Raw genomic sequence first — 24,517 nt, forward strand, 5'->3', positions numbered from 1 at the left:
ATATATCCATAGTATAATTACTAATCAATGAATAAAATATTGATATATTGCGGGTTAAGCTTGACATCTGGTAGGAATTTCACACCTGACAGCGAATTTCCTCCACCCCCGCAGAACCTAGGGTTTCAATAGTATTTTGGTTATGTGGGGTTGGTGGGTTTGTTCTCGATTGTGGTGGTTTGATATGGATTTATTAGGACCTCAAATGCGAGTCTTCCACTAAGGTCCTTCGTCGCTAAGTGGAATTTCATATCTGACAGCGAATTTCCTCCACCCCCGCAGAACCTAGCGTTTCAACAGTATTTTGGTTATGTGGGGTTGGTGGGTTTGTTTTCGATTATCGTAGGTTTGATGTGCGTAATTGGGATATTAAGTACTAGACTATCACTAAATGTTTTGAAATGAATTTGCAGATTTTTTTACGGAAATGTTGAAACTAGATTTTTACTTGTATTTAAATAGGCCAAGACATTGTTTTTTTGCAACTTCAATGTCTTGGCCTTTTTTATTTTTAATTTAGGATATTGTTGTTTCTGTTTTGGGTTGATTTTGTGGGGCGTTTGATTCGAAGATGGCGGAATTTCCTGCTAGGGCTAAGCCTATTGCTGTGGCTATTAAGATTGCTAGTAGGGCTCTTTGGTATAAGGGCAGTTTGTCTCTATTTTTTTTGAAATCGTCTTTGTTGAATTTTTTCATGCTTATCGCTCTCCCAATTAAAGCTCGATTTATCTCGATTATATACAGAAACTGGGACAAGTAAATAAATATGCACTAATATCGGTCAATTATTAATGGTTATGCCATGATATATTGAAAAAATATAAATATATAACTATATTGAAGTTGGATTTAAATATTTTTATGGAATTATTAAGTTAAAAGTAAAATCCATGATATATACTTGATTTTTTTGTATTCTTACATTTGGGGAAGAACGGAGGATATTATTTTGAAAAAGAGGCTACCACTTTTAGCAATATTTTTTGCCTTAGCATTATTCGTAGTTGCAGGGTGTTCTAAATCTAGTTCGGAGCAGAGTTCCAACAGTTCAAAGTTGCTTTCCACTGCCCAGATCAAGAAAAATATTGGTTCCAAATTGGTGACTACTCGTGAGAAATCACAGCAGAGTGCCACGGAGAAATATCAAGAAATTGTTGAGGAAGGTAATTATTCACTGGAAGATCCTTATGTGAAGCTTAATCCATATAAGACTACTCCATTAAGTGCCTTGGTGATTTTTTCTACCGACCAAAATGCTACAGTTTCTTACACTGTGAAAGGTAAGACTGACGATGCTGATATTACTAATAAGGTAAACGGTGATTCGTCGATCACGCACCAAGTTCCAATTGTTGGTCTTTATGCAAACAAAACTAATGAAGTGACGATCAATGTCACATACGATGATGGAACGACTGATTCCAAGACTATTAAGATCAAAACTGGGGATCTACCTAAGTATGTCAAAGGGGCTAAGGTTACTGTTTCAAAAGATGACAAGTCGAAGATGGATATCGGTGATAATAAATTAACTTTGATCAACCGGACGACTAAAGAGCCATTCGCAATCGATGCTAATGGTGATGTTCGGTGGTACATGACTGATTATTCGCAACATACTTTCGAACAAATTTCCAATGGCCACGTTTTAGTTTTGAGTAAACGTAATGTCGATTCGCCAGTTTATAACGACTTAGTTGAAATGGACTATTTAGGCCGCGTTTACAAAGAATACAATTTTAAGAATAAAACCAAGTCTTCTGACAGTGCCAACAATGCCAAAAATAACGAAACTACGGTTATTCATCACGATTTAGCTGAATTACCAAATGGCGATCTTTTAGCAACTGTTAGTGATGGTTCAGAGTACAAAGAAGATATCATGGTTCAGATCTCGCATAAAACTGGGAAGATCGTTAAGGTCATCGATCTGAAGAAGATCTTACCAAGTAAGATGTATACCAGCTTTAAGAAAGGTGCCGATGGCAAGGTCGATTGGTTCCACCAAAATTCTGTTGAATATGATCCAACCGATAAGTCGATTTTGATTTCCGGTCGTAATCAAGATATGATCATGAAATTGGATTATAAGACTACTAATATCAAGTGGATCTACAGTGGTAAGAAGAAATCATCTTGGCCTAAGAAATATCAAGATAAGATTTTAACACCTACTAAGGGAACTTCGATCACCGGTGGTCAACATGCTTTGAGACTCTTGGAAGATGTCAATGGTGACCCAGACGTTCAAAATATCTTACTTTACGATAACAACATCGATGTTACTAACGGTGATAAGAAAACTTCAGGTAAGTACTCACAGGCCGTTCAATATCATGTTGATGCAAACAAGATGACTATCGATCAGACATGGGCTTATGGTAAAGATCTAGGTAAAAAGAACTTTACTAACATCATTGGTAATGCTCAACGTCTTGAAAACGGGAATACATTGATCGACTTTGGTTTCAAGAATAGCGGAAAAGAAAGTAATATTATCGAAGTTGATCCTGATGGCAATCAAGTCTTTAATGTAACGATCGCTAATTCCGCTTCGAAAGCTTATGCTTATCGAGCTTATCGTTTAAGTTTTTATGATACAGATTATACATTCGACGTTCTAGAAGATTAGCCTTATAATTATCATTGGTACGCACCAATTTTTTAATTAGTATTTACTAATTAGTTTACTGATGTTAGAATATTTAGCGCAAACGATTTCAAAAAGGATGGAATATTATGAAAAAGACTAGAGTTATTAATTCTGACATTTCTCGTGTGATCTCAACAATGGGACACTTCGACACTATTGGTATTGGAGACGCTGGAATGCCTGTTCCTGCAGGAACAGAAAAAATCGATTTGGCTCTTGAAGCTGGAATCCCTTCATTTATGCAAGTTTTAGAAAATGTTTTGAGCGAATTACAAGTTCAAAAAGTTTATCTTGCTGAAGAAATGAAAGTTCAAAATCCAGAACAATTAGCTGCTGTTAAGAAAGTTATTGGTGACACACCAATTGAATTCATCCCTCATGAAGACATGAAGAAAGATCTTAACGATACAAAGGCATTTATCCGTACCGGAGAAGAAACACCATATTCAAACATCTTGCTTGAAAGCGGAGTTGTATTCTAAAAAATAGTTAGTTAATTGGAAGGTATAGTTTTATGAACAAGATTGTCGTATTAGGATCAACTAACGTTGATACCATTTTAAGTATTTCACATTTGCCAAAGCCTGGCGAAACCATGCATATGCAAGCCCGTTCAACTGCCGGTGGTGGAAAGGGTGCTAACCAAGCACTCGCTGCTGTGCGTGCAGGTGCCGACACCGCATTTATTTCAAAAATCGGTGACGATCACGCAGCGGACTTTATGATGGATACATTTAAAGAAGATGGCTTAAATTTAGACCACGTTACAGTTTCTGAAACTGAAGGAACTGGTAAAGCTTACATCTTACTTCAAGATGGCGGACAAAATAGTATTTTAGTTTATGGTGGTGCTAACGCTGATGTAACACCAGCAGATGTTGATGCTGCTAAAGATACTATTGCAAATGCAGACTGCATTATTGCCCAATTTGAGGTTCCGATCCCAGCAATTGTCGAAGCTTTCAAAATTGCCAAAGAAAACAACGTTTTGACATTCCTAAATCCTGCTCCAGCACCATCAAGAAGAGATATTCCTGATGAATTGTTGAATTTGACTGACATCATCGCTCCTAATGAAACAGAAGCCGAGATCATCACTGGCGTTCATGTTGAAGATGATGCATCAATGCAAAAAGCAGCCAAAGAAATGCACAAAATGGGGATCGGTACTGTCTTGATCACCGTTGGTTCTAAGGGCTCATTCTACTCATTTGAATCTGGTAAAACTGGATTTGTCAATGCCTTCAAAGTAAACGCAGTTGATACAACCGCAGCTGGTGATACCTTTGTTGGTGCTTTGATGGCTAAATTAGATCATGATATGGCAAATATCGAAGAAGCAATGACTTATGCTAATAAATCATCTTCTTTGACTGTTCAAACACAAGGTGCTCAAAATTCGATCCCTTATGCAAAGGACGTTAAATAATTAAAAAACAGCTTATTATTCTTAAAATTATTAGTGTAATTTTTGGATAATAAGCTTTTTTGATACTATATCTAATGACATATAGAAAACGTTTTATTTAGATTAATCATTAAGTGTAATTTGATAAATCAAGTAGTGTCAATGCTTTGTAATGTAAGTGCTTTATTTCACAACTAAAATAATTAAATTTATATGATAAAACAGGATAAAAGTTTAATTTTATCCTGTTTTTCGATTGTAATAATTTTGTAAGAATGTTAATATAATAGTTGTATTTTTGAATGGGCAATGGGTCGAATGGTTTTAGAAGACTATCTTCCAAACGTACCACGAGATAATGCACACAATATTAGTTATCAGGAGGAATAGTCTGATGGAACAAGGAACAGTAAAATGGTTTAACGCCGAAAAAGGCTATGGTTTTATTACACGCGAAGATGGAAGCGACGTATTCGTTCACTTCTCAGCAATCCAAGGTGAAGGTTACAAGACTTTGGAAGAAGGTCAATCTGTTACATTCGATATTGAAGACAGCGACCGTGGACCACAAGCTTCAAACGTTGTTAAAAACTAATTAAATAACAAACCAAAGTCAGTCTACCGATTCGGTAGGCTGGCTTTTTTATTACACTTTTTTCAAATATTAAACTTTAACTACAATCGTTTGGAAACTCAAAAAATAAACGCGACTAGGTTATAATAAGTACTAAATAGTAAAAGGACCTTAAATATTTGCCTCAAAAAAGAAAACCTCAACGTCGTCGTCGCCGGCGGAAGAAGAATAAGAATTTAAACATTTACATTATTATTGGCGTGATCGCAATTTTGCTGATCGGCTTTTTTGGAGTTCAGCGTTATCGCCAAAATCAACAGACTGATGCAACTAATTTGGTGGCCGAAGAGCACAATGCTTTCATCAAGAAGATTGCTCCGGAGGCTATCAAATTAGGACACCAGTATGGCGTTTTGCCTAGTATCACTATCGGGCAGGCGATTTTAGAAAGCGATTGGGGCAATAGTACTTTAGCTAGTAAATATAATAATTATTTTGGCGTGAAGGGTACTGACCCGAATAATACCGTCGTTCTGCAAACTAAGGAATATACTGATGGCCAGTGGGTGACCATCAATGGCCGCTTTCGAGCCTATACCGATTTCCGCGAATCGATGAAAGATCATGCGTTGTTGCTAGTAAATGGGACTACCTGGAATTCAGCCCAATATCAACAAGTAATCAGTTCTAAAGACTACATTGAAGCAGCTGTTTCTTTACAGACCGATGGTTATGCAACTGATCCAGGTTACACGACAAAGATAATCCACGTGATCCAAAAGTACGATTTAATGAAATATGACCGTGGAATCAAGTAACAAGTAGGTTATATGTGATAAAATCTATAGTAAAAATGACGGGAGAGTAATTTTGAAGGAATTAGAAGAAAGAATTAACAAAGATGGCCGGGTACTTGGCAAAGATGTTTTGAAAGTTGACAGCTTTTTAAATCATCAGATCGATCCAGTCTTGATGGAAAAAATGGGCGAAGAATTTTACAACCATTTCAAGGATGCTAACGTTACGAAGATTTTAACCGTTGAATCTTCAGGTATTGCTCCTGCAGTTATGACCGGATTACAGTTCCAAGTACCAGTTGTTTTTGCTAGAAAGCACAAGTCAGTAACACTTAAAGATGATCTTTACACTTCGGAAGTTTATTCTTTTACTAAGAAGACTTCTAACCACATTAGTATTTCTAAGAAATATCTTTCTTCAGATGACAATGTATTGATCATCGATGACTTTTTAGCTAATGGTCAAGCTGTGAACGGTTTGAACGAAATTGTTGACGCTGCCGGTGCTAATATTGCCGGTATCGGTATTGTAATTGAGAAATCGTTCCAAAAAGGTAGACAATTGATCGATAAAGAAAAGATCCCAGTTTATTCACTTGCACGGATCAAAGCTTTTGAAGATGGACACGTCGTTTTCGGTAAAGAGGACGAGTAACATTAGGAAGGTGGATTCATGACTTTTATTGCACCTGGGAAAACTATTGGAATTATTGGTGGAGGTTCAGAAACTTATCTTTGTGAACTTGAAGCAAAGAGAATGGGATTTCGGACTATCCTGCTGACGAATCAAGCTGACGACATCGCCACGCAGGCTGCTGATAATTTTTTAGTTGGTGAATTACAAAATCTTGATAACTTGAATGAAATAGGCCAACATTCGGATATACTTTTATACATGGATGACAATTTTGATAGTCATTTACTTGAGGACCTTAGCAAACAGTACAATGTGACCCAAGGCTCGAATTTATTAGGGATCGCACAAGATCGTTATATCGAAAGAACGTTCTTGAACGACCTCAATATTAATGTGCCACCATTTTTTTCTATCGTAACAGTTGACGACATTAATAAAGCAGTCAAGGAGATCGGTTTTCCTTGCATGATCAAGCCGATCCAAAAGAACCAAGACTTATTGAAGCGTCATATTATGTACAATCAAGATGATGTCAAGAAGATGCAAGAGCTTTTGAAGAGTGGGACTTACATTTTGGAAGCTTGGATCGACACTAAGGCGGAATACTCGATCATGGTCAGCAAGAGTAAGAATGGTAAAATCCATACTTTCCCGATGGTCCACGAGATATACGATGGAACTCATTTGATGAGTGCCTACATTTTTAAGAAGAACGACCCCGCAGTTGAAGCAGAAATGCAAAGAGTAGCTTTACAAGTTGCTCAAAATATTGACTATGTAGGAATTTTTGGTATAGGATTTATTTTGTCCCAAACTGATGTCCTCTATGTCAAAAGTATTTTCCCTGGAATCAACTATGCGGCCAATGTTTATCAAGAAGCCACTGGTATATCGCAATTTGAGCTCCACATTCGAGCAATTTGCGATTGGCCAATACCAGAGATCTATCCATTAGTTGATACCGCGATATTGAAAATTGTTGAGGGAATACTGCCACAAAGTTTGGATCTTTTACAAGAAAAAGCACAATGGAAATTTAACTACTACACTGGTTTCAAAGCAAAGAATGAACCTGCAAGGGATGTCGGATATATCTCTTTGGTCGGAGATAGCCCCGAAAGTCTCAAGCAAGACATTCAATCAACTAAAATTTGGAGAGTAGAGTAAGTATATGATTGACAGATATGTGCCCCCTAAGATGAAGCCCATTTGGACTGATCAAAACAAATTTCAAGCTTGGTTAGAAGTAGAAATAGCTTCCTGTGAAGCTTGGAGCAAGTTAGGCGAGATTCCAGCAGAAGACGTTAAAAAGATAGCTGAGAACGCAAAATTTGACGTTGCAGAAATAGCTGAGATCGAAAAGGATACTAAGCACGACGTAGTAGCCTTCACCAGAGACGTATCACGCTCCCTAGGCGAAGAAAAGAAGTGGGTCCACTTCGGATTAACATCAACAGACGTAGTTGACACAGCCTATGGTTACTTGATGAAACAAGCCAATGACATTATTCGTAAAGATTTAGATGATTTCCTAGAAGTAGTAAAGAACAAAGCTCTCGAGTATAAAGACACCGTAATGATCGGACGTACGCACGGTGTACACGCTGAACCAACAACATTTGGTCTAGTATTAGCTAACTGGTATTCAGAAATAAAACGAGACATCGAAAGATTCGATCACGCAGCAAAAGGCGTAGAAGCCGGCAAAATCAGTGGTGCAGTAGGAAGCTTTGCTAACGTACCACCAGAAGTAGAAGCCTTCGTCTGCAACAAATTAGGCATCAGAGCTCAAGAAGTATCGACCCAAGTCTTACCACGTGACTTGCATGCAGAATACATCACAGCCATGGCAATTATTGCTACATCAGTAGAAAGATTCGCCCTAGAAGTAAGACATATGCAAAGAACTGAAGTAAGAGAAGCCGAAGAATACTTCGCAGCAGGTCAAAAAGGCTCATCAGCCATGCCGCACAAACGAAACCCGATCGGTTCCGAAAACGTAACAGGATTAGCCAGAGTAATCAGAGGACATGCCCTAACAGCCATGGAAGACATACCACTATGGCACGAAAGAGACATCTCCCACAGTTCCGCCGAAAGAATCATCATCCCGGACACAACAGAATTACTAGACTACATCCTAACCAGATTCACCAAAATCACCAAAGAACTAACAGTCTTCCCAGAGAAGATGAAAGAAAACATGAACATAACACACGGCTTGATCTACTCACAAAGAGTATTACTCAAGTTAGTAGAATCAGGACTAAGCCGTGAAGCAGCCTACGACATAGTACAACCACTAACAGCCAAAGTATGGGACGAAGGAAAAGACTTCAGAACACTACTAGAAGCTGACAAGCGAGTAACCGACAACTTAACAGAAGAACAATTAAACGATGCCTTCGATTATCACTGGCATTTAAAACACGTAGACGACATCTTCAAGCGAGTAGGCTTGGAATAATGTAGAGAAGCAGTGCAGGGACAAAATGAAACCCAGCGCTGCTTTTTTTGTATCCATTCGATCAATAAATAAGCAAAAAAACGATTTGCGAATGCGATTTTTCAAGCGACAAAGGAGCGAAGAAAAGAGCAAGAAAAAGATCAAAATAAAATCGAACCGATGATATCCAGGACAATAAATCAAACAGATAGAAACCGGAGAAAAATAAGTAAGAACAACAATATTCAAGAACGACCACTAAAAAGCCAAAACAACATAGCAGGAACAAAATAAGTACCGTATCCCACCAGAAAAAGAGTCTACTGCAAACTTAGGTTATGCGAGGGTGGAGGGGATTCGCCGTCAGCCATGAAATGATGGAACGTAAGTGCTTTAGCACTTGCGCTACCGTTTTGATGGTGGCCATGCCACCAACATTAAGGTTGCCACGGCGCAATCCCCGGAACCCTCGCATAACCGGCAATGAACCACCAACAAAAATGAAACCGTCTACAATAAAAACAGCCGTTCGCTTTAGTATTATTAGAAACAATAATTTGCTACAATATAGAATAGATGTTTTAAGAAAAAACGTTGATTTAATAAGGATTTGGGAGAGTTATTAATGTCAGACGATAAATTACTAAAAGGATTAAATCCCGAGCAACAAGATGCAGTCAAAGCCACAGAAGGTCCATTGCTCATCATGGCTGGGGCGGGAAGTGGTAAAACCAGAGTATTAACTCACCGCGTTGCCTATTTGATCCAAGAAAAGAATGTCATGCCATGGCACGTCTTAGCCATCACTTTTACGAACAAGGCTGCCAAAGAAATGAAAGAACGTATCGGGAATCTTTTGGGAGAAGAAGGTCAAGATGTTTGGGTCTCGACTTTCCATTCTCTTTGTGTACGGATCTTACGTCGTGATATTGATAAATTAGGCTATTCAAGATCATTTACCATTTCTGACCCTGCTGAACAACGTACTTTGATGAAACAAATTTTGAAACGCTTGAATTTGGATCCAAAGAAAAACGACCCTCGAGCTATTTTGGGGGCCATTAGTAATGCCAAGAATGATCTACAGGATCCAGCAACTTATTCGCAAAATGCTAAATCGCCCTTTGAACAAACTGTTGCAACTTGTTACGATCGTTATGCCAAGGAAATGGAACGTAACCAGGCGTTAGATTTTGATGATTTGATCATGCAGACGAATGTGTTATTCGAACAAAATCCTGAAGTTTTAGAGAATTATCAAGATCGTTTCCAATATATTCACGTTGATGAATATCAAGACACTAACGAAGCTCAGTACAAGTTAGTTAAATTCTTAGGTGCTAAATATCGCAACGTTTGTGTTGTTGGTGATGCCGACCAAAGTATTTATGGCTGGCGTGGTGCCAACATGAAAAATATCATGGACTTCGAAGATGATTATCCTGAAGCAACTTCGATCAAGTTGGAACAAAACTATCGCTCTACGCAAACGATTTTGAGTGCTGCTAATCAAGTTATCAGTAACAACATTAACCGTAAGCCAAAGGAACTTTGGACTGACAACAAAAAGGGTGATCCAATCGATTTTTATCGGGCTCAAAATGAGTCTGATGAAGCATTGTTCGTTATCGAGCAGATCAAGAATTTATTGTTAAAGGGATTCAATTATGGCGACTATGCGATCCTTTATCGGACCAACGCTCAATCACGTATTTTTGAAGAGAAGCTCGTCCAGTCAAATATTCCATACAAGATCGTTGGTGGTCACAAGTTCTACGATCGTAAAGAAATCAAAGATATTTTGGCCTATTTACGCTTGATCGCTAATCCGGATGATTCAATGAGTTTTCAACGGATCATTAATTCTCCTAAACGTGGTATTGGACCAGGTACAATCGAGAAATTGCAAACTTTCGCTAATGAACACGATTGGTCATTGCTAGAAGCTGCTGAAAATATTGATCTTTCGCCGATCGGTGGCAAACAAAATGGAACACTGGGCAAATTTGCTCGTACGATCAAGAAATTAGCGATTCAAAGTCAGGATTCATCCATGACAGAATTAATGACTAGTTTGCTTGATGATTCTGGATACTTAGATGATCTGCACAAGCAAAAGAATCTTGAGTCTGATGCTAGGATCGAGAATATCCAAGAATTACAAACAGTAACAACGCAATTTGATCAAGGATATGAGCCTAGTGAAGAGGCCGATGAAACACGTCTGTCAGCATTTTTAACGGATCTATCACTTACTTCAGATCAAGATGAATTAGAAGAAGATCAAAAAGAAGTTACTTTGATGACGCTACACGCTGCTAAAGGTCTAGAATTTCCAGTTGTCTTCTTAGTTGGAATGGAAGAAGGGATCTTCCCTTCATCTCGTTCAATGATGAAAGAAAGCGATATGGAAGAAGAACGTCGCTTGGCTTACGTAGGTATTACGCGTGCTGAAAAGAAGCTTTTCATCACTAATGCTTATAGCAGAATGCTTTATGGTCGGATCCAGAGCAACCAAATGTCTCGTTTTGTTAACGAGATCGGCGACGAGAATTTGAACTTGGTCAATCCAACTGCTGGATCGATGACTTCACCAAGATTAAAAGAAAAAGAATTACCATTTTCCAAACGTCGGCGTGAAGCAGCTTTAAAACCTAGTTACCAAGTTAAGACCGCTAACAAACCTAGCGGTGCTCAAGGTGCTGAAAATGTCAGTTGGAATATCGGCGATAAAGTTAACCACAAGAAGTGGGGACAAGGTACGGTAGTTAAAGTTACTGGTGACGGCAAGAATGCTGAACTCGATGTGGCCTTCCAAGATGAAGGAATCAAGCGATTATTAGCTGAATTTGCACCGATCACTAAAGTGACTGAATAAGGAGGAAAAGATATGGCAGAGCAAAATGTTACGAAACAAGCGGCTAATGAAGAATTATCCGAATTACGCGACACTTTGAATAAATATCGTGAAGCATACTATACAAAAGATGCTCCTCTAGTAGAAGATAGCGAATACGATAAGCAGTACAATCGTTTGCTAGCTTTAGAGCAACAATATCCGGATTTAGTTACACCAGATTCACCTTCGCAATTAGTTGGTGATGTCGTTGATCCTGAATTTAATAAGGTCAACCACGAGATCCCTATGTTATCAATGGGGGATGTCTTTTCCGAAGAAGAGCTTGCCGAATGGAATGACCGCATTGAGAAAAATGTCGGCCAAGAAGTTGATTATAATGTCGAATTGAAGATCGATGGATTAGCAATTTCCTTAGTTTACGAGAACGGCCTTTTAGTTCAAGGTTCAACTCGTGGCGATGGTACGACTGGTGAAAATGTTACTGAGAATTTGAAGACCATCAAATCGATCCCACAAAAATTATCTAAACCACTTAGTTTTGAAGTCCGTGGAGAATGTTTTATGGACAAAAATGAATTTTTACGTTTGAATAACAATCGTGAAGCTAATGGTGAACAAGTTTTTGCTAATCCGCGAAACGCGGCAGCGGGAAGTTTACGTCAATTAAATCCTCAAATCACGGCTGATCGTAAATTGGATACTTTTATGTATACGATCGTAACCTTTGATGATTTGAATGTGACGACCCAACATCAAGCACTGCAAACGCTGGAAGAATTAGGATTTCATGTTAATCCCACAGCAAAAGTAACTACTGGTTTGAGTGGCGTCAAAGAATATATTGAACACTATGGCGAATTGCGTGATGGTTTAGACTACGGCATCGATGGCGTAGTTTTGAAAGTCGACGATTTAGCCACACAACGTCGTTTAGGAAATACTGTCAAAGTTCCTCGTTGGGAAATTGCGTACAAGTTCCCACCGGAACAAGCAGAGACAGTAGTTAATGATATCGAGTGGACTATCGGTCGGACTGGTGTGTTAACACCAACTGCCGTAATGGATCCAGTCAGTCTAGCTGGTACAACAGTTTCGCGAGCAACCTTGCACAATATCGATATGATCAAATCTAAAGACATTCGCATCGGTGATACAGTCTTACTACATAAAGCTGGCGATATCATTCCTGAAGTTTCTCAAGTTGTTTTGAGTAAGCGACCCGAAGATTCGCAACCGGCAGAGATCCCAACACATTGTCCTTACTGTGATTCGGAATTGATCCGCTTAGAAGATGAAGTGGCATTACGTTGTATTAATCCTAAGTGTCCTGCTCAAGTAAAAGAGCAATTAACTCATTTTGCTTCAAGAAATGCGATGAATATTGATGGACTTGGTCCAAAAATCATCGAACAGTTGTATACTAAACATTTGATCGAAGATGTGGCCGATTTATATACTTTAACAGCCGATGATCTAGCTACGTTAGATGGTTTTAAAGAGAAGTCGATCAATAACTTGTTAACAGCGATCGATAATTCCAAGAGTAATTCAGTTGAGCGTTTATTATTTGGTCTAGGCATTCGTCATGTCGGAGCAAAAGCTGCTCGGATCTTGAGTGAGAATTTTGGTGACCTTGATGGATTAATGAACGCCTCAAAAGAAGCAATATTATCCGTTAATACGATGGGTGAGATTATCGCTGATAGCATAATTACTTATTTTGATAATAATGATGTTCAAAAGCTTATTAATGAACTAAAATCAGTAGGAGTTAATACAAAATTTATCGGTAGTTCGAATAATAATGAAACAAATGAACATTTTACTGATAAAATAATTGTTATAACTGGAACTTTAACGAAGTATAAACGTTCAGAATTAACTAGCCTACTTGAAGATATGGGTGCCAAAGTTACGGGATCCGTAACGAAGAAGACCGATATTTTAATTGCTGGCGAAAAAGCCGGAAGTAAACTGACTAAAGCACAGCAATTAGGGACTCAAATTATTGATGAATCGACTTTATCTGATTACCTCAATGATACAGAGGATTAAGTATGGCATACCTTTGATACGAGTGAGTTTTTCCTTGCTCAATGAACGATCAATAAAGGAGATAACTTTTGAAAAAATTCATAAAGACCACCGCTCTATTGATGGCATCAATGGTGCTTTTGTCGGCGTGTGGGAATTTACAAAATTCTAGTCTATCTTCTGGTGGAGGTGACACCAACACTTCTGTCCAGACTACTAAATCTACTGACTCCAGTAGTTACGATGTTTTACTGGATAATGGTAAGTATAAGACTAGCCCAATTAGTGGTTTAACTGCAGCAAACAATACGAATGAATTTAATACTCGTAGTTTTGAGAGTGGCTTAATGAAACTCTCGAAGGACCAATTTTCAACTAATGATTACGTCTTCCAAGAAGGACAAGTCCTGACGGCAGGAACGGTCAATAAATGGTTGGCACGTAAATCTAAGAAGAACCCAACTGGTTTGAATCCCAAGTCAAATGGTTCGACTAAGGCTGACAAACGTGAGCCAATGTATTTTCAACAAATGATTGAAGAGGATTATTTAACTAAGCAAGATGGTAAATACAAATTGGCGGGGATGTCGATCGGTATTGCCTTAAACGAAGTCGATTATTATCAAAAGAAGCAATACGGTGCAACTTATCAGACTAAGATCTCAACTGAAGAACAGAAGAAACACGGTCAAGAGATTGCTGCACAAGTAGTCAAAAGACTGCGTCAAGAGAAGCAAGTCGGCAATGATATGCCAATCGTAGTCGGACTTTATTCAGTTGCGCCAGAAGATACTATTGTTGGTGGAAATTACATTTCTTATTCCGTCAGCAAGTCTGGTGAATTAGGTTCATGGAAGGATCTGTCTTATAAGAGTCAAATGCTACCAACTGTTAATAATGAAAAAGCTATCAGCAGTAGTGATGCTGATGCCTTTTCAAACTTTAAATCGCACATTCAAGATTATTTCCCTAATTTGTCTGGTGTAACAGCCCAGGCTCATTACGATGGTGATAATTTGAAGTCGCTAGACGTTACGATCAATACCCAATTTGATGGTCTAGCTCAAGTAACTAGCTTTACACAATTCGTTCAGGATAGTGCCGGCAAGTACTTACCTTCAGGTGCTGATTTAGATATCTCGATCCAAACTGTTGATCGACAACAATCATTCATTACTAGAACTGGCGGCAAATTTAGTTCGCACGTTTTTAATGCAGATTAGTAAAGGAGAAGTTATGATTTCAAAAGAAGAAGTTTTACACGTTGCTGAATTAGCAAATTTAAAATTCAAAGACGATGAAGTAGACGGATTTGTTTCACAATTAGACGACATCGTTACGATGGCTAGTCAACTATCAACCGTTGATACAGAGGGCGTTGAACCAACTTATCACATGAGTGACACTACAACGGTATTCCGTGCAGATGAAGGTAAACATACCCAAACACGTGAAGAATTGCTCGAAAATGTACCAGAAGTTCAAGATAACTTGATCAAGGTACCATCAATCGTTGATAAGGAGGATGGCGAATAGTGGATTACTTTAACGAAACAATCGATTCGTTGCACAAGAAATTAGCTGATAAAGAAATTACTGCTCAAGATCTTACAAAAGATACTTTGCAACGTATCAAGGACAAAGAAGAGAAGCTAAATGCCTATGTGACAGTCAATGATGATGCCACAGAAGATGCAAAACAGATCGATAACGACGGGATCAAGGGGAGATTATCTGGTATTCCGATCGCTATTAAAGACAATATTTTGACTAAAGGTGTTTTAACAACTGCTTCAAGTAAAATCTTGTCTAATTTCATGCCAATTTATGATGCCACAGTTACTGAAAAGCTAAAGAACGCTGGAGCTATCAATGTTGGTAAGACTAACTTAGATGAATTTGCTATGGGTTCATCAACCGAAACTTCTTATTACGGTACTTCTCATAATGCTTGGGACTACACTAAAGTTCCTGGTGGGTCATCTGGTGGTTCAGCTGCAGCTGTTGCCAGTGGTGACGTTATTGCTGCCTTAGGTACTGATACAGGTGGCTCGATCAGACAGCCAGCATCATTTAACGGTATTTTTGGTATCAAACCAACTTACGGACGTGTTTCTCGTTGGGGCGTTATTGCCTTTGCATCTAGCTTGGATCAAGTTGGTGTCATGTCAAAACGGGTCGAAGACTCAGCTGAAGTCTTAACAACCATTGCTGGACATGATGTTCAAGATTCAACTAGTTCGGAAAAAGAAGTTCCGGATTACCGTGCTAATTTAAATAAGGACATGCATGGAATTAAGATCGCTGTTCCGAAGGAATTTTGGCATGAAGGTACTGATCCAGAAGTTTTGAAGACAGTTGATGAAGCTATCGAAACATACAAGAAACTCGGTGCCACTGTTGAAGAAGTTAGTTTACCAACTTTGAAACATGCGGTTGAAGTTTACTATGTTATTGCTTCTTCTGAAGCATCATCAAACCTTCAAAGATACGATGGTGTCCGTTACGGATTCCGCGCTAAAGACGTGAAGAATATCAAAGAATTATTCGTTAATTCACGTTCAGAGGGATTCGGTGACGAAGTTAAACGTCGTATCATGTTAGGAACATTCGCTCTTTCTGCAGGTGCATATGATGCGTACTTCAAGAAAGCTGCTGAAGTAAGAACGATTTTTATCAACGAATTGAAGTCTATTTTAGACAAATATGATTTGATCGCTGGACCTGTTACAACTACACCAGCTTTTGGGATCGGTGAGAAGATCGATGACCCATTGGCTATGTATATGAATGATATTTTGACGATTCCAGCAAACTTAGCTGGATTGCCTGCTGCTTCAGTTCCTGCTGGGACTGTCAATGGCTTACCAGTTGGTTTGCAATTGATGGCTAAGTCATTTGATGAACAATCAATTTTCAATGCTGCTTATGCATTGCAAGAAGAAAATAAATTTTATGAACAGATCCCAACTGCTTTAAAGGAGGAAGACTAATGAATTTTGAAACAACGATCGGTCTAGAAGTCCACGTTGAACTTAAGACTAATTCAAAGATGTTTAGTCCTTCACCAGTAGCTTATGGTGCTGAACCTAACACAAATACAAACATTATCGACTTTGGTTTTCCTGGGGTCCTTCCTTCAGTTAATAAGGGTGGCTATCGTCTAGGTGTCATGGTTGCTCTTGCATTGAATGCAGAGATCGAAAAGCATACTCATTTTGATCGTAAGAACTATTTCTACCCAGATAACCCTAAGGCTTATCAATTAACGCAACACGAAAAGCCACTAGGGCATGATGGATGGCTAGAAGTTGAAGTCAATGGTGAAAAGAAGAAGATCGGTATTGAAGAACTTCACGTTGAAGAAGATGCTGGTAAGAATACTCACCATGGTAATAGCTCTTACGTTGACTTGAACCGTCAAGGTACACCACTTGTCGAAATCGTTTCAAAGGCTGATATGCATACACCGGATGAAGCTTATGCATACCTTGAAAAGCTTCGTCAGATCGTACAATTTACTGGTGCATCTGATGTTAAGATGGAAGAAGGTTCGATGCGTGTTGATACTAATATTTCTATCACACCGATCGGATCAGATAAATTAGGTACGAAGGTCGAATTGAAGAACTTAAACTCATTCAACTATGTCAGAATGGGCTTAGCTTATGAACAAAAACGTCAAGCTGCCATTTTGAAAAATGGTGGAACGATTGGTCAAGAAACACGTCGTTTCGATGAAAAAACTGGTGAGACAGTCTTGATGCGTGTTAAATCTGGTGCTGATGACTATCGCTATTTCCCAGAACCAGATTTACCAGCTTTCAATATTGATCCTGCTTGGATCAAAGAGATCAAAGATTCATTGCCTGAACCAGCTGAAAATCGTCGTTACCGTTACATCAATGAGTTAGGGATCCCCGAATACGATGCTGGTGTTTTGACAGATACTAAAGAAATGTCAGACTTCTTTGATGAAACAGTGTCATACAAGGCTAATCCGAAACTAGTTTCTAACTGGTTGATGGGTGAAGTTAATGGATACTTGAATGAAAAGAAAGTCGGCTTGTTAGATACAAAATTAACGCCTGAACACTTGGCTAAAATGATCAATTTGATCTCAGATGGAACTATTTCATCGAAGATCGCTAAGAAAGTTTTCCAAGAAACAATTAGTAACGGTACAGAACCTGAAGGTTGGGTCAAAGAAAAAGGCATGGTCCAAGAATCAGATCCTGCAGTCTTGAAGCCAATGATCGTTGATGTTTTGGACAATAATCAACAATCGATCGATGACTTTAAGAATGGTAAAGATCGTGCTGTTGGCTTCTTGATCGGTCAGATCATGAAGAAAACACGTGGCCAAGCCAATCCAAAAGTTGTTAACAAGATACTGATGGAAGAATTAAATAGCCGTTAGCGAGGAGTATTTTATGCGTGCTAGATTGATTTATAATCCTACGTCTGGACATGAAACACTGCCACACAGTGTAGGTGACATTTTAAATGTCTTGGAAGAGGCCGGCTATGAAGCCAGTGCCTATCGAACAACTGCTAAGAAAAAGTCAGCACTTAAAGAAGCTAGAAGAGTAGCACAAGAGGGGTTTGATTTAGTAGTTGCTGCTGGAGGAGATGGAACTATCAATGAGGTTATCAATGGGATAGCTGATTTAGATAAACGACCAGAAATGGCCATTATTCCGGCAGGGACTACCAATGATTATGCTCGAGCTTTGAAGATTACACGTGATGACGTTGTCGAAGCAGCCAAGGTAGTTCTAAAGAAACAAAAGCTTGACGTTGATATTGGCCAAGCCGGCGAACATTATTTTATTAACATTGCCGGTGGTGGTTCAATGACGGAACTGACTTATGAAGTTCCCTCTGCGTACAAGTCCATTTTGGGTTACCTTGCATACTTAGTTAAAGGTGCTGAACTGTTACCACGGATCAGTCCCATTGATATGCACATTGAATATGATGATGGTGTTTTTGATGGCAAAGCTACGATGTTTTTGATAGGATTAACTAATTCAATCGGTGGCATGGAACAAATTGCTCCAAATTCCGTTATCGGTGATGGAACTTTCTCACTGATCATCGTCAAAGAGACGAATTTGCGTGATCTCGTCCATTTGATTACTTTAGTATTGAATGGCGGACGCCATGTCGATAATCCTAAAGTTATTTATACTAAGACTAAAGAGATCTCTGTCAAAGCCAATGATGATAATCGTATCATGATCAATCTAGATGGTGAATATGGTGGAGATGCGCCAATGAAGTTTAAGAATCTACACAATCATGTTAGAATGTATGCAAATGTAGATTCGATCCCGTTGAAAGCTCTTGACACTCGTTCGGATGTGGAAAAAGACGTCGGTGAGAAAATAATAGAAGAAGAAAAACACTTAGATTAACAGTCCCTCGGGCTGTTTTTTCTATGTAAGGAGAAATATGGACAAACCTAATATTAATAAAAATGACAAACTCGAATTGTCGATCGATGATTTATCGTATGAAGGTAAAGGTGTAGCCAAGGTCAATGACTTCACCTTGTTTGTTGACAATGCGTTGCCTGGAGAAAAGGTCAATGCCGTGATCACAAAAGTGGGTAAGAGTTATGGCTTTGCCAAAGCTTTAGAGATCTTAAAGAAGTCGCCTGATCGTGTTGACAACGTAGATAACGTCTATGTTAGAACTGGTATCGCACCTTTGAGCCATTTGGCCTATCCAGAGCAATTGAAGTTTAAACAACATCAAATTGAAGTTAACTATCAGAAGAATCATTTGGATATCCCAGTAAATGAAACTTTAGGAATGGAAGATCCTTTCCACTATCGGAATAAAGCTCAAGTACCTGTTCGCGAGATCGACCACCAATTAACGACTGGATTTTATCGTCGTCATTCACACGAATTGATCCCAATGAAAGATTTCTTGATCCAAGATCCGAAGATCGATGCTGAAATTTTGCGTGTCCGTGATATTTTACGGAAGTATAAAGTTCGTGGTTTCGATGAAGAGAACCACAAAGGCCAAATCAGAACGATCATGGTCCGTCGTGCTTATTACACAGGTGAAATGATGGTCGTATTAGTATCTCGTGTCCGCGATATTTCACACTACAAAGATATTACAAATGAAATCATGGCCAACGAAGACGTGAAATCTCTTTACTTAAACATCAACGAAAAGAAGACGAATGTTATTTTAGGTAATGAGATGAAGTTACTGGCTGGTTCAGCTTACATTGATGATCAATTACTTGGTCATACATACCGTATCTCGCCACGTTCTTTCTACCAAGTTAACCCGACACAAACACAAAAGCTTTACCAATTAGCTATTGAAAAAGCTGATCTAAAGGGCAATGAAAATGTTGTCGATGCCTATTCCGGGATCGGTACTATCGGACTGTCATTAGCAGATAAAGCTAAACAAGTTACCGGTATCGAAGTAGTTGAGGATGCTGTAAAAGATGCTCAACAAAACGCTGATATCAACGGTATCAAGAACGCTGACTTTATCGTTGGTAAGACAGAGGACGTATTAAATGATTGGGCTAAAAATAAAGTTGCAGTCGACGTCTTAATGGTCGATCCTCCACGTAAAGGTTTGGCTTCATCACTGATCGACAGTATCGTCAATATTAAGCCTAAGAAGATCGTTTACGTCAGTTGCAATCCAGCAACACTAGCACGTGATATCAAGGCTCTAAGCGACGTATATCAAGCAGATTCAACTACCCCAGTTGATATGTTCCCAATGACCAATCATATTGAATCAGTTACTAGTTTGAAATTGAAATAATAACCTTAAAAGATCAAATCCCTGAAAATAATGGAGATTTGATCTTTGTTTATTCGTACAGGAAAAATGTTTGTCTAAATAGATTGACTTGAGTACTAGTATTATGTGATACTTCTTGTCGGTACCAAACCTTAGTAAGTGGAATCCGGTCGGCGCTGTTGCGTTTGGAAGATCGGTGCAACTTACAACGAAAAGAGTCCTGCAAAATTTTGCAGGACTCTTTTTTGTATGAAACGAGTTCCAGACGAAAGCAGCCTCCGGTCAACAAACTATCAGCGAGCACTGCTTTGCAGCACTCTGGTGCTGATAGTCCGTTGATCCTCAGCAGCTGACCGATCGCCTTGCACTCTCTTTTTTTTAGTATTTAGTTTTTAAATGAGTGAATTGGACTAGGGATATGTCCACCGCGATGGATGAAATCAGCGGGGCTATTTGTATTGACTGGCATTACTGGAGCTTGTCCGAAGAGACCGCCGAATTCAACAGTGTCTCCGACTTTCTTGCCAGTTGCAGGGATGATCCTTACCGCAGTGGTCTTATTATTGATAACACCAATAGCTGATTCATCAGCAATCATTCCACTGATCGTCTCAGCTGTGGTATCGCCAGGAATAGCGATCATATCGAGACCGACAGAACAAACGGCAGTCATTGCTTCGAGTTTTTCAATGTTGAGATTGCCCTTAGTTACGGCACGGATCATTTCCGCATCTTCAGATACGGGAATGAAAGCACCCGATAATCCACCGACGTGTTCACAAGCCATGACCCCACCTTTTTTAACAGCATCATTTAATAATGCTAAGGCTGCCGTCGTACCTGGAGCACCAACGCTTTCGAGACCGATTTCTTCGAGGATCTCGGCAACGGAGTCACCCTCATTTGGCGTTGGGGCAAGTGATAGGTCAACAATGCCAAAAGGAACGTTTAAAGCTTTAGAAGCAACGTTGCCGACAAATTGTCCCATGCGAGTAACTTTGAAAGCTGTCTTTTTGATGGTTTCAGAAACTTTGTCGATCGGTTGTCCCTTAACTTGTTCTAGAGCACGTTTAACGACTCCAGGACCACTAATACCAACATTGATCACGCAGTCGGCTTCACCAACTCCGTGGAAAGCTCCTGCCATAAAGGGATTATCTTCCACAGCATTAGCGAAGACTACTAAACTCATACAGTTTACCGGATCTTCTTTAGCGAGATCTTTAATGACGTGCCCCATTTGTTTGACCGCATCCAAGTTGATACCTGATCTAGTTGATCCGACGTTGACCGAACCACAGACACGTTGGGTCTCAGTTAATGCTTGCGGTATGGATTGGATCAGAGTTTCATCACCAGATTGATAGCCTTTTTGAACTAAGGCAGAGAATCCACCGATCAAGTCGACGCCGAGTTCTTTAGCCGCCTGATCCATAGTCTTGGCATAAGCGACATAGTCTTTGTCATCAGAGGCTGCAGCAATAATGGAGATCGGCGTTACTGATATCCGCTTGTTGACGATGGGGATACCGTATTCTGATTGGATCTCATTAGCTACTTTGACTAAGTCTTTGGCCTTGGTCGTCAACTTATCGTAAATTTTTTGACGCGCTTTTTTTCCATCGCTGTCGATACAGTCGATGAGCGAGATACCCATTGTGATCGTCCGGATATCGAGTTTTTCTTCGGAGATCATTTGAATTGTTTCTAAAATTGAATTAGTTTCCATGTCGACCTCCTAAAGTTTTTGCGTAGCATCGAAAATTTCTTGACGTTGAATATGGATCTCTAAAGCATTATCTTTGCCAAGTGATTCAAAGTCATTTTTAACCGTATCAAAGTCAGATGTATCAGGTACTTCGACCATCATCATCATCGTAAAGCTTCCGTGCATCAAAGTTTGCGAGATATCAATGATATTAATATCAAGTTTGGATAATTCATTGGAAACTTTTGCCACGATTCCAGTGTGGTCTTTTCCAAATACAGTGAGAATTGCTTTCATGGTGGGCCTTCTTCCTTGAAAATTGTTTAAGTCAATGATAAACGATTTAATTTATCTTAACAACAAAGATTATAGAGAAATATCGAATAGGCTATTTAGAAACTGAACGTCGGTCGGTATTATTTGGCGACGTTGCATTTTTGTCATCAATAATATATTGATGGAACAGGGAAATAAATTGTGGATTATCGATCATATCTGAATGCTGAGCGTTTTTACCAGTCAAAGTGATCAAAGTGTAGTGGTTGATCTGACCTTCAAAAATGTATTTCCCTGCTTCAACGCTACCGATTGGGACGATACCATCATCGGTATAAACTTTAGTACCGGCGATCGAGTAGTAGGTTAAATCGTTAGGCAATTTATTTTTCCGGTTGATAAAATCGGTTAGCATTTGCGTTCTTTTAGCTTGATCACGCTCTTCAAAATTGTAAGGAGTACCAACAGTCATCATCCGATTCATGTTGATGCCATCGTCTTCATAATAGTGCTCCAAGAAGTAAGTCCAGATGAGTCCGCCGTTAGAGTGCCCGAAACCGTCAAAGTTATTGAATTTATAGCGTGATTTTAGCGCATCAAAAGCGATAGAAAACCATCGAGCTTGCTGTTTGATATTGGAATAGCCATCTTTGTTATTTTCAAAACCAACAACAATGAAAGGACGAGTATCGTTATTTTTGATCGAACCTTTATAAGTGATCGAGTCATCTTTATGGACTGTCAATTCCAATAGACTGTGATGTTCATCAAATTTCTTATTGATAGTGCTAACGAGATCTTCAAAACGAGTCGCAGATGCGCTGGAACCGGGGATCATGATAATTGGTGAAAGTGGGGAGTTATAACGCCCAGCCAAAGTCTTGATGTCGTTTTTGGTGGTGAAATAAGAAGGGATGGCTACTAAAAGCAAAATGATAAACAGCCAGATGATAGCTCTAAATCCTTTTTTGGATGCAGGATATTTTCTGAAGTTATTTTTCATCATCAGCGCCTCCTTGATCGATCGAGATGTCATCTTGTAATTTCACTTGTTCGGCAATTTTGACGAAGGGAATGTAGATCAATGTTGAAATGAAGAGTGAGAATACTGTGAATACTAGTGCTTGCCAACTACCATTGGTTCCCAAAAAAGCAACTAACGGTCCTGGAGTTCCCACTGGGACCGAATAGACTGCTGGTGGCATAAGATGGAACTGCAGCGCAATTGTCGCTAGGATCATGTTGACAATTGGCGCCAAGACAAAGGGGATGAAGAAAATTACGTTGAAGAAGACCGGAATACCAGACATTAAAGCACTATTGACGTTAAAAATACTAGGGATCAATGACCAACGTGACACATTGATAAAATCATGATCACGAGAGACCCACAATATAGCAATGATCAATGCTAAAGTTGCGCCTTGGCCACCATAAGTGGCAAAAGTGTGATACAAAGTACTACTGTTGAACAGATCAGGAGCACCCCAGGCAGTGTGATGGTTTAAGGCATAGTCTAAATTTAATGCTGAAGAAGTGTCCGTTAAGTTGACTCCAGTTGAATAAGGACCAGACCAACCAAGAAAGGACATGATGATCGAATATAATCCTAGACCAAAAGTCCGCAGTAAACTAAGGAACGGCTGAGTACTAGGATTAGTACTGGATACCGCAGTAATGATAGTTTGTGGCAAATTTGAGTAAAACGTAACATTGACTAGATCACTTACGATGACTGAGATAATGATCGTGATCAAAATTGGTCGGATCGAGATCTCGGTCCTTTTTAACATATTGGTCGACATAGCAAACGAGTCAGGCTCGGTAGCTTTATGGCTAGTCCACTTGAACAAATAACCAATAAAGACACCTAATAAAATGGCAAACAGTAAGCCACGAATCCCGAGAACGGCGCTGTGGAAAGACATGGGAGTTTTTCTTGAATAAGTATATGCAACGATCAGAAGAGAAAGCGAGGCAGTTAAGCCTGCTAATTGATCATCACGCTTTAAATGTTTCGCGGTATATTTAGCAGCAGAAAAAGCCGCAATGACCGATATCCATCCTAAAGTCATTGTGGAAATAGCTGAAAAGATATCATCAATTTGGTAAAACAAATTATCACTCAAAAAGTCGGTCCAATTACTGAAAAGACCATTTTTACCCAAAAAAACTAACTGGATGGTCTTGGAAAAACTTCCTATTAAGGCAAAGGGGAAGATAGTTAAGACTGTTTTTTGAAGGACTCGATATAAGAAAATTTTTTGGATTCTTAAGTTTAGATCGATCAATTTCTTTTCGAGTGGATGAGTGAATTGTTGTTCCAAGATAA

At 39.1% G+C, this 24,517-nt stretch carries 21 protein-coding genes; 16 read left to right on the forward strand and 5 right to left on the reverse strand.

All coding sequences use genetic code 11. The features are described from left to right. Positions 1 to 516: 516 nt before the first annotated feature. Positions 517 to 696, reverse strand: coding sequence for a hypothetical protein (locus tag EKM78_RS05025; RefSeq protein WP_125770011.1), 180 nt, complete (start codon positions 694 to 696; stop codon positions 517 to 519). 253 nt (positions 697 to 949) lie between these two features. Between EKM78_RS05025 and EKM78_RS05030 the strand changes: the two genes are divergently transcribed. The 16 genes from EKM78_RS05030 to rlmD all read left to right on the forward strand — a co-directional run bounded on the left by EKM78_RS05030 (position 950) and on the right by rlmD (position 20,222). Next, positions 950 to 2,632 carry an aryl-sulfate sulfotransferase gene (locus tag EKM78_RS05030; protein ID WP_164507208.1) on the forward strand — a complete coding sequence of 561 codons (1,683 nt, stop codon included), beginning with the start codon at positions 950 to 952 and terminating at the stop codon, positions 2,630 to 2,632. A 107-nt stretch (positions 2,633 to 2,739) separates the two neighbouring features. Continuing rightward, positions 2,740 to 3,135 carry a D-ribose pyranase gene (gene rbsD, locus EKM78_RS05035; RefSeq protein WP_125770013.1) on the forward strand — a complete coding sequence of 132 codons (396 nt, stop codon included), beginning with the start codon at positions 2,740 to 2,742 and terminating at the stop codon, positions 3,133 to 3,135. A gap of 32 nt (positions 3,136 to 3,167) precedes the next feature. Then, complete coding sequence (rbsK, locus tag EKM78_RS05040; protein ID WP_125770015.1) at positions 3,168 to 4,082, forward strand: ribokinase; 915 nt, start codon at positions 3,168 to 3,170, stop codon at positions 4,080 to 4,082. Positions 4,083 to 4,455: 373 nt separating this feature from the next. Beyond that, positions 4,456 to 4,656 (forward strand): cold-shock protein, encoded by a 201-nt coding sequence (locus EKM78_RS05045; protein WP_010624397.1) that lies wholly within the window; start codon positions 4,456 to 4,458, stop codon positions 4,654 to 4,656. A gap of 158 nt (positions 4,657 to 4,814) precedes the next feature. Beyond that, positions 4,815 to 5,453, forward strand: a complete 639-nt coding sequence (locus tag EKM78_RS05050; RefSeq protein ID WP_125770017.1) for a glycoside hydrolase family 73 protein — start codon at positions 4,815 to 4,817, stop codon at positions 5,451 to 5,453. A gap of 52 nt (positions 5,454 to 5,505) precedes the next feature. Further along, positions 5,506 to 6,087, forward strand: a complete 582-nt coding sequence (locus EKM78_RS05055; RefSeq protein WP_125770019.1) for a xanthine phosphoribosyltransferase — start codon at positions 5,506 to 5,508, stop codon at positions 6,085 to 6,087. An 18-nt stretch (positions 6,088 to 6,105) separates the two neighbouring features. Beyond that, complete coding sequence (locus tag EKM78_RS05060; protein WP_125770021.1) at positions 6,106 to 7,236, forward strand: ATP-grasp domain-containing protein; 1,131 nt, start codon at positions 6,106 to 6,108, stop codon at positions 7,234 to 7,236. 4 nt (positions 7,237 to 7,240) lie between these two features. Continuing rightward, positions 7,241 to 8,536: an adenylosuccinate lyase gene (purB, locus tag EKM78_RS05065; RefSeq protein WP_125770023.1), complete on the forward strand. Its 1,296-nt coding sequence runs from the start codon at positions 7,241 to 7,243 to the stop codon at positions 8,534 to 8,536. A gap of 604 nt (positions 8,537 to 9,140) precedes the next feature. Next, a complete protein-coding gene (pcrA, locus tag EKM78_RS05070; protein ID WP_125770025.1) occupies positions 9,141 to 11,393 on the forward strand; it encodes a DNA helicase PcrA in 2,253 nt (750 codons plus the stop codon). Positions 11,394 to 11,405: 12 nt separating this feature from the next. Next, positions 11,406 to 13,430, forward strand: coding sequence for an NAD-dependent DNA ligase LigA (ligA, locus tag EKM78_RS05075; RefSeq protein ID WP_125770027.1), 2,025 nt, complete (start codon positions 11,406 to 11,408; stop codon positions 13,428 to 13,430). A gap of 68 nt (positions 13,431 to 13,498) precedes the next feature. Continuing rightward, on the forward strand, positions 13,499 to 14,632 hold the full coding sequence (locus EKM78_RS05080; protein WP_125770029.1) for a CamS family sex pheromone protein: 1,134 nt from the start codon (positions 13,499 to 13,501) through the stop codon (positions 14,630 to 14,632). Beyond that, positions 14,622 to 14,945, forward strand: coding sequence for an Asp-tRNA(Asn)/Glu-tRNA(Gln) amidotransferase subunit GatC (gene gatC / locus EKM78_RS05085; RefSeq protein WP_245994784.1), 324 nt, complete (start codon positions 14,622 to 14,624; stop codon positions 14,943 to 14,945). The genes EKM78_RS05080 and gatC overlap by 11 nt, the downstream gene beginning before the upstream one ends. Next, positions 14,945 to 16,402 carry an Asp-tRNA(Asn)/Glu-tRNA(Gln) amidotransferase subunit GatA gene (gene gatA, locus EKM78_RS05090; RefSeq protein ID WP_125770033.1) on the forward strand — a complete coding sequence of 486 codons (1,458 nt, stop codon included), beginning with the start codon at positions 14,945 to 14,947 and terminating at the stop codon, positions 16,400 to 16,402. The genes gatC and gatA overlap by 1 nt, the downstream gene beginning before the upstream one ends. Next, positions 16,402 to 17,829: an Asp-tRNA(Asn)/Glu-tRNA(Gln) amidotransferase subunit GatB gene (gene gatB / locus EKM78_RS05095; protein ID WP_125770035.1), complete on the forward strand. Its 1,428-nt coding sequence runs from the start codon at positions 16,402 to 16,404 to the stop codon at positions 17,827 to 17,829. Before gatA ends, gatB begins: the two co-directional genes overlap by 1 nt. Positions 17,830 to 17,842: 13 nt before the next feature. Then, positions 17,843 to 18,829, forward strand: coding sequence for a diacylglycerol kinase (locus tag EKM78_RS05100; protein WP_125770037.1), 987 nt, complete (start codon positions 17,843 to 17,845; stop codon positions 18,827 to 18,829). 37 nt (positions 18,830 to 18,866) lie between these two features. Beyond that, entirely contained in the window at positions 18,867 to 20,222 is a 1,356-nt protein-coding gene (rlmD, locus tag EKM78_RS05105) for a 23S rRNA (uracil(1939)-C(5))-methyltransferase RlmD (protein WP_125770039.1), read from the forward strand. Between the two features lie 364 nt (positions 20,223 to 20,586). Here the strand turns inward: rlmD and EKM78_RS05110 are convergent, their stop codons facing one another. The 4 genes from EKM78_RS05110 to EKM78_RS05125 form a co-directional block, all read right to left on the reverse strand. Further along, a complete protein-coding gene (locus EKM78_RS05110) occupies positions 20,587 to 21,930 on the reverse strand; it encodes a PFL family protein (RefSeq protein ID WP_125770041.1) in 1,344 nt (447 codons plus the stop codon). A 9-nt stretch (positions 21,931 to 21,939) separates the two neighbouring features. Further along, positions 21,940 to 22,206, reverse strand: coding sequence for an ACT domain-containing protein (locus tag EKM78_RS05115; protein WP_125770043.1), 267 nt, complete (start codon positions 22,204 to 22,206; stop codon positions 21,940 to 21,942). Between the two features lie 91 nt (positions 22,207 to 22,297). After that, a complete protein-coding gene (locus tag EKM78_RS05120; RefSeq protein WP_245994785.1) occupies positions 22,298 to 23,191 on the reverse strand; it encodes an alpha/beta hydrolase in 894 nt (297 codons plus the stop codon). Continuing rightward, on the reverse strand, positions 23,178 to 24,512 hold the full coding sequence (locus tag EKM78_RS05125; protein ID WP_125770045.1) for a PTS transporter subunit EIIC: 1,335 nt from the start codon (positions 24,510 to 24,512) through the stop codon (positions 23,178 to 23,180). Before EKM78_RS05125 ends, EKM78_RS05120 begins: the two co-directional genes overlap by 14 nt. Between the last annotated feature and the right edge of the window lie 5 nt (positions 24,513 to 24,517).

This window comes from Companilactobacillus furfuricola, from assembly GCF_003946325.1.
Taxonomy (GTDB): Bacteria; Bacillota; Bacilli; order Lactobacillales; family Lactobacillaceae; genus Companilactobacillus; species Companilactobacillus furfuricola.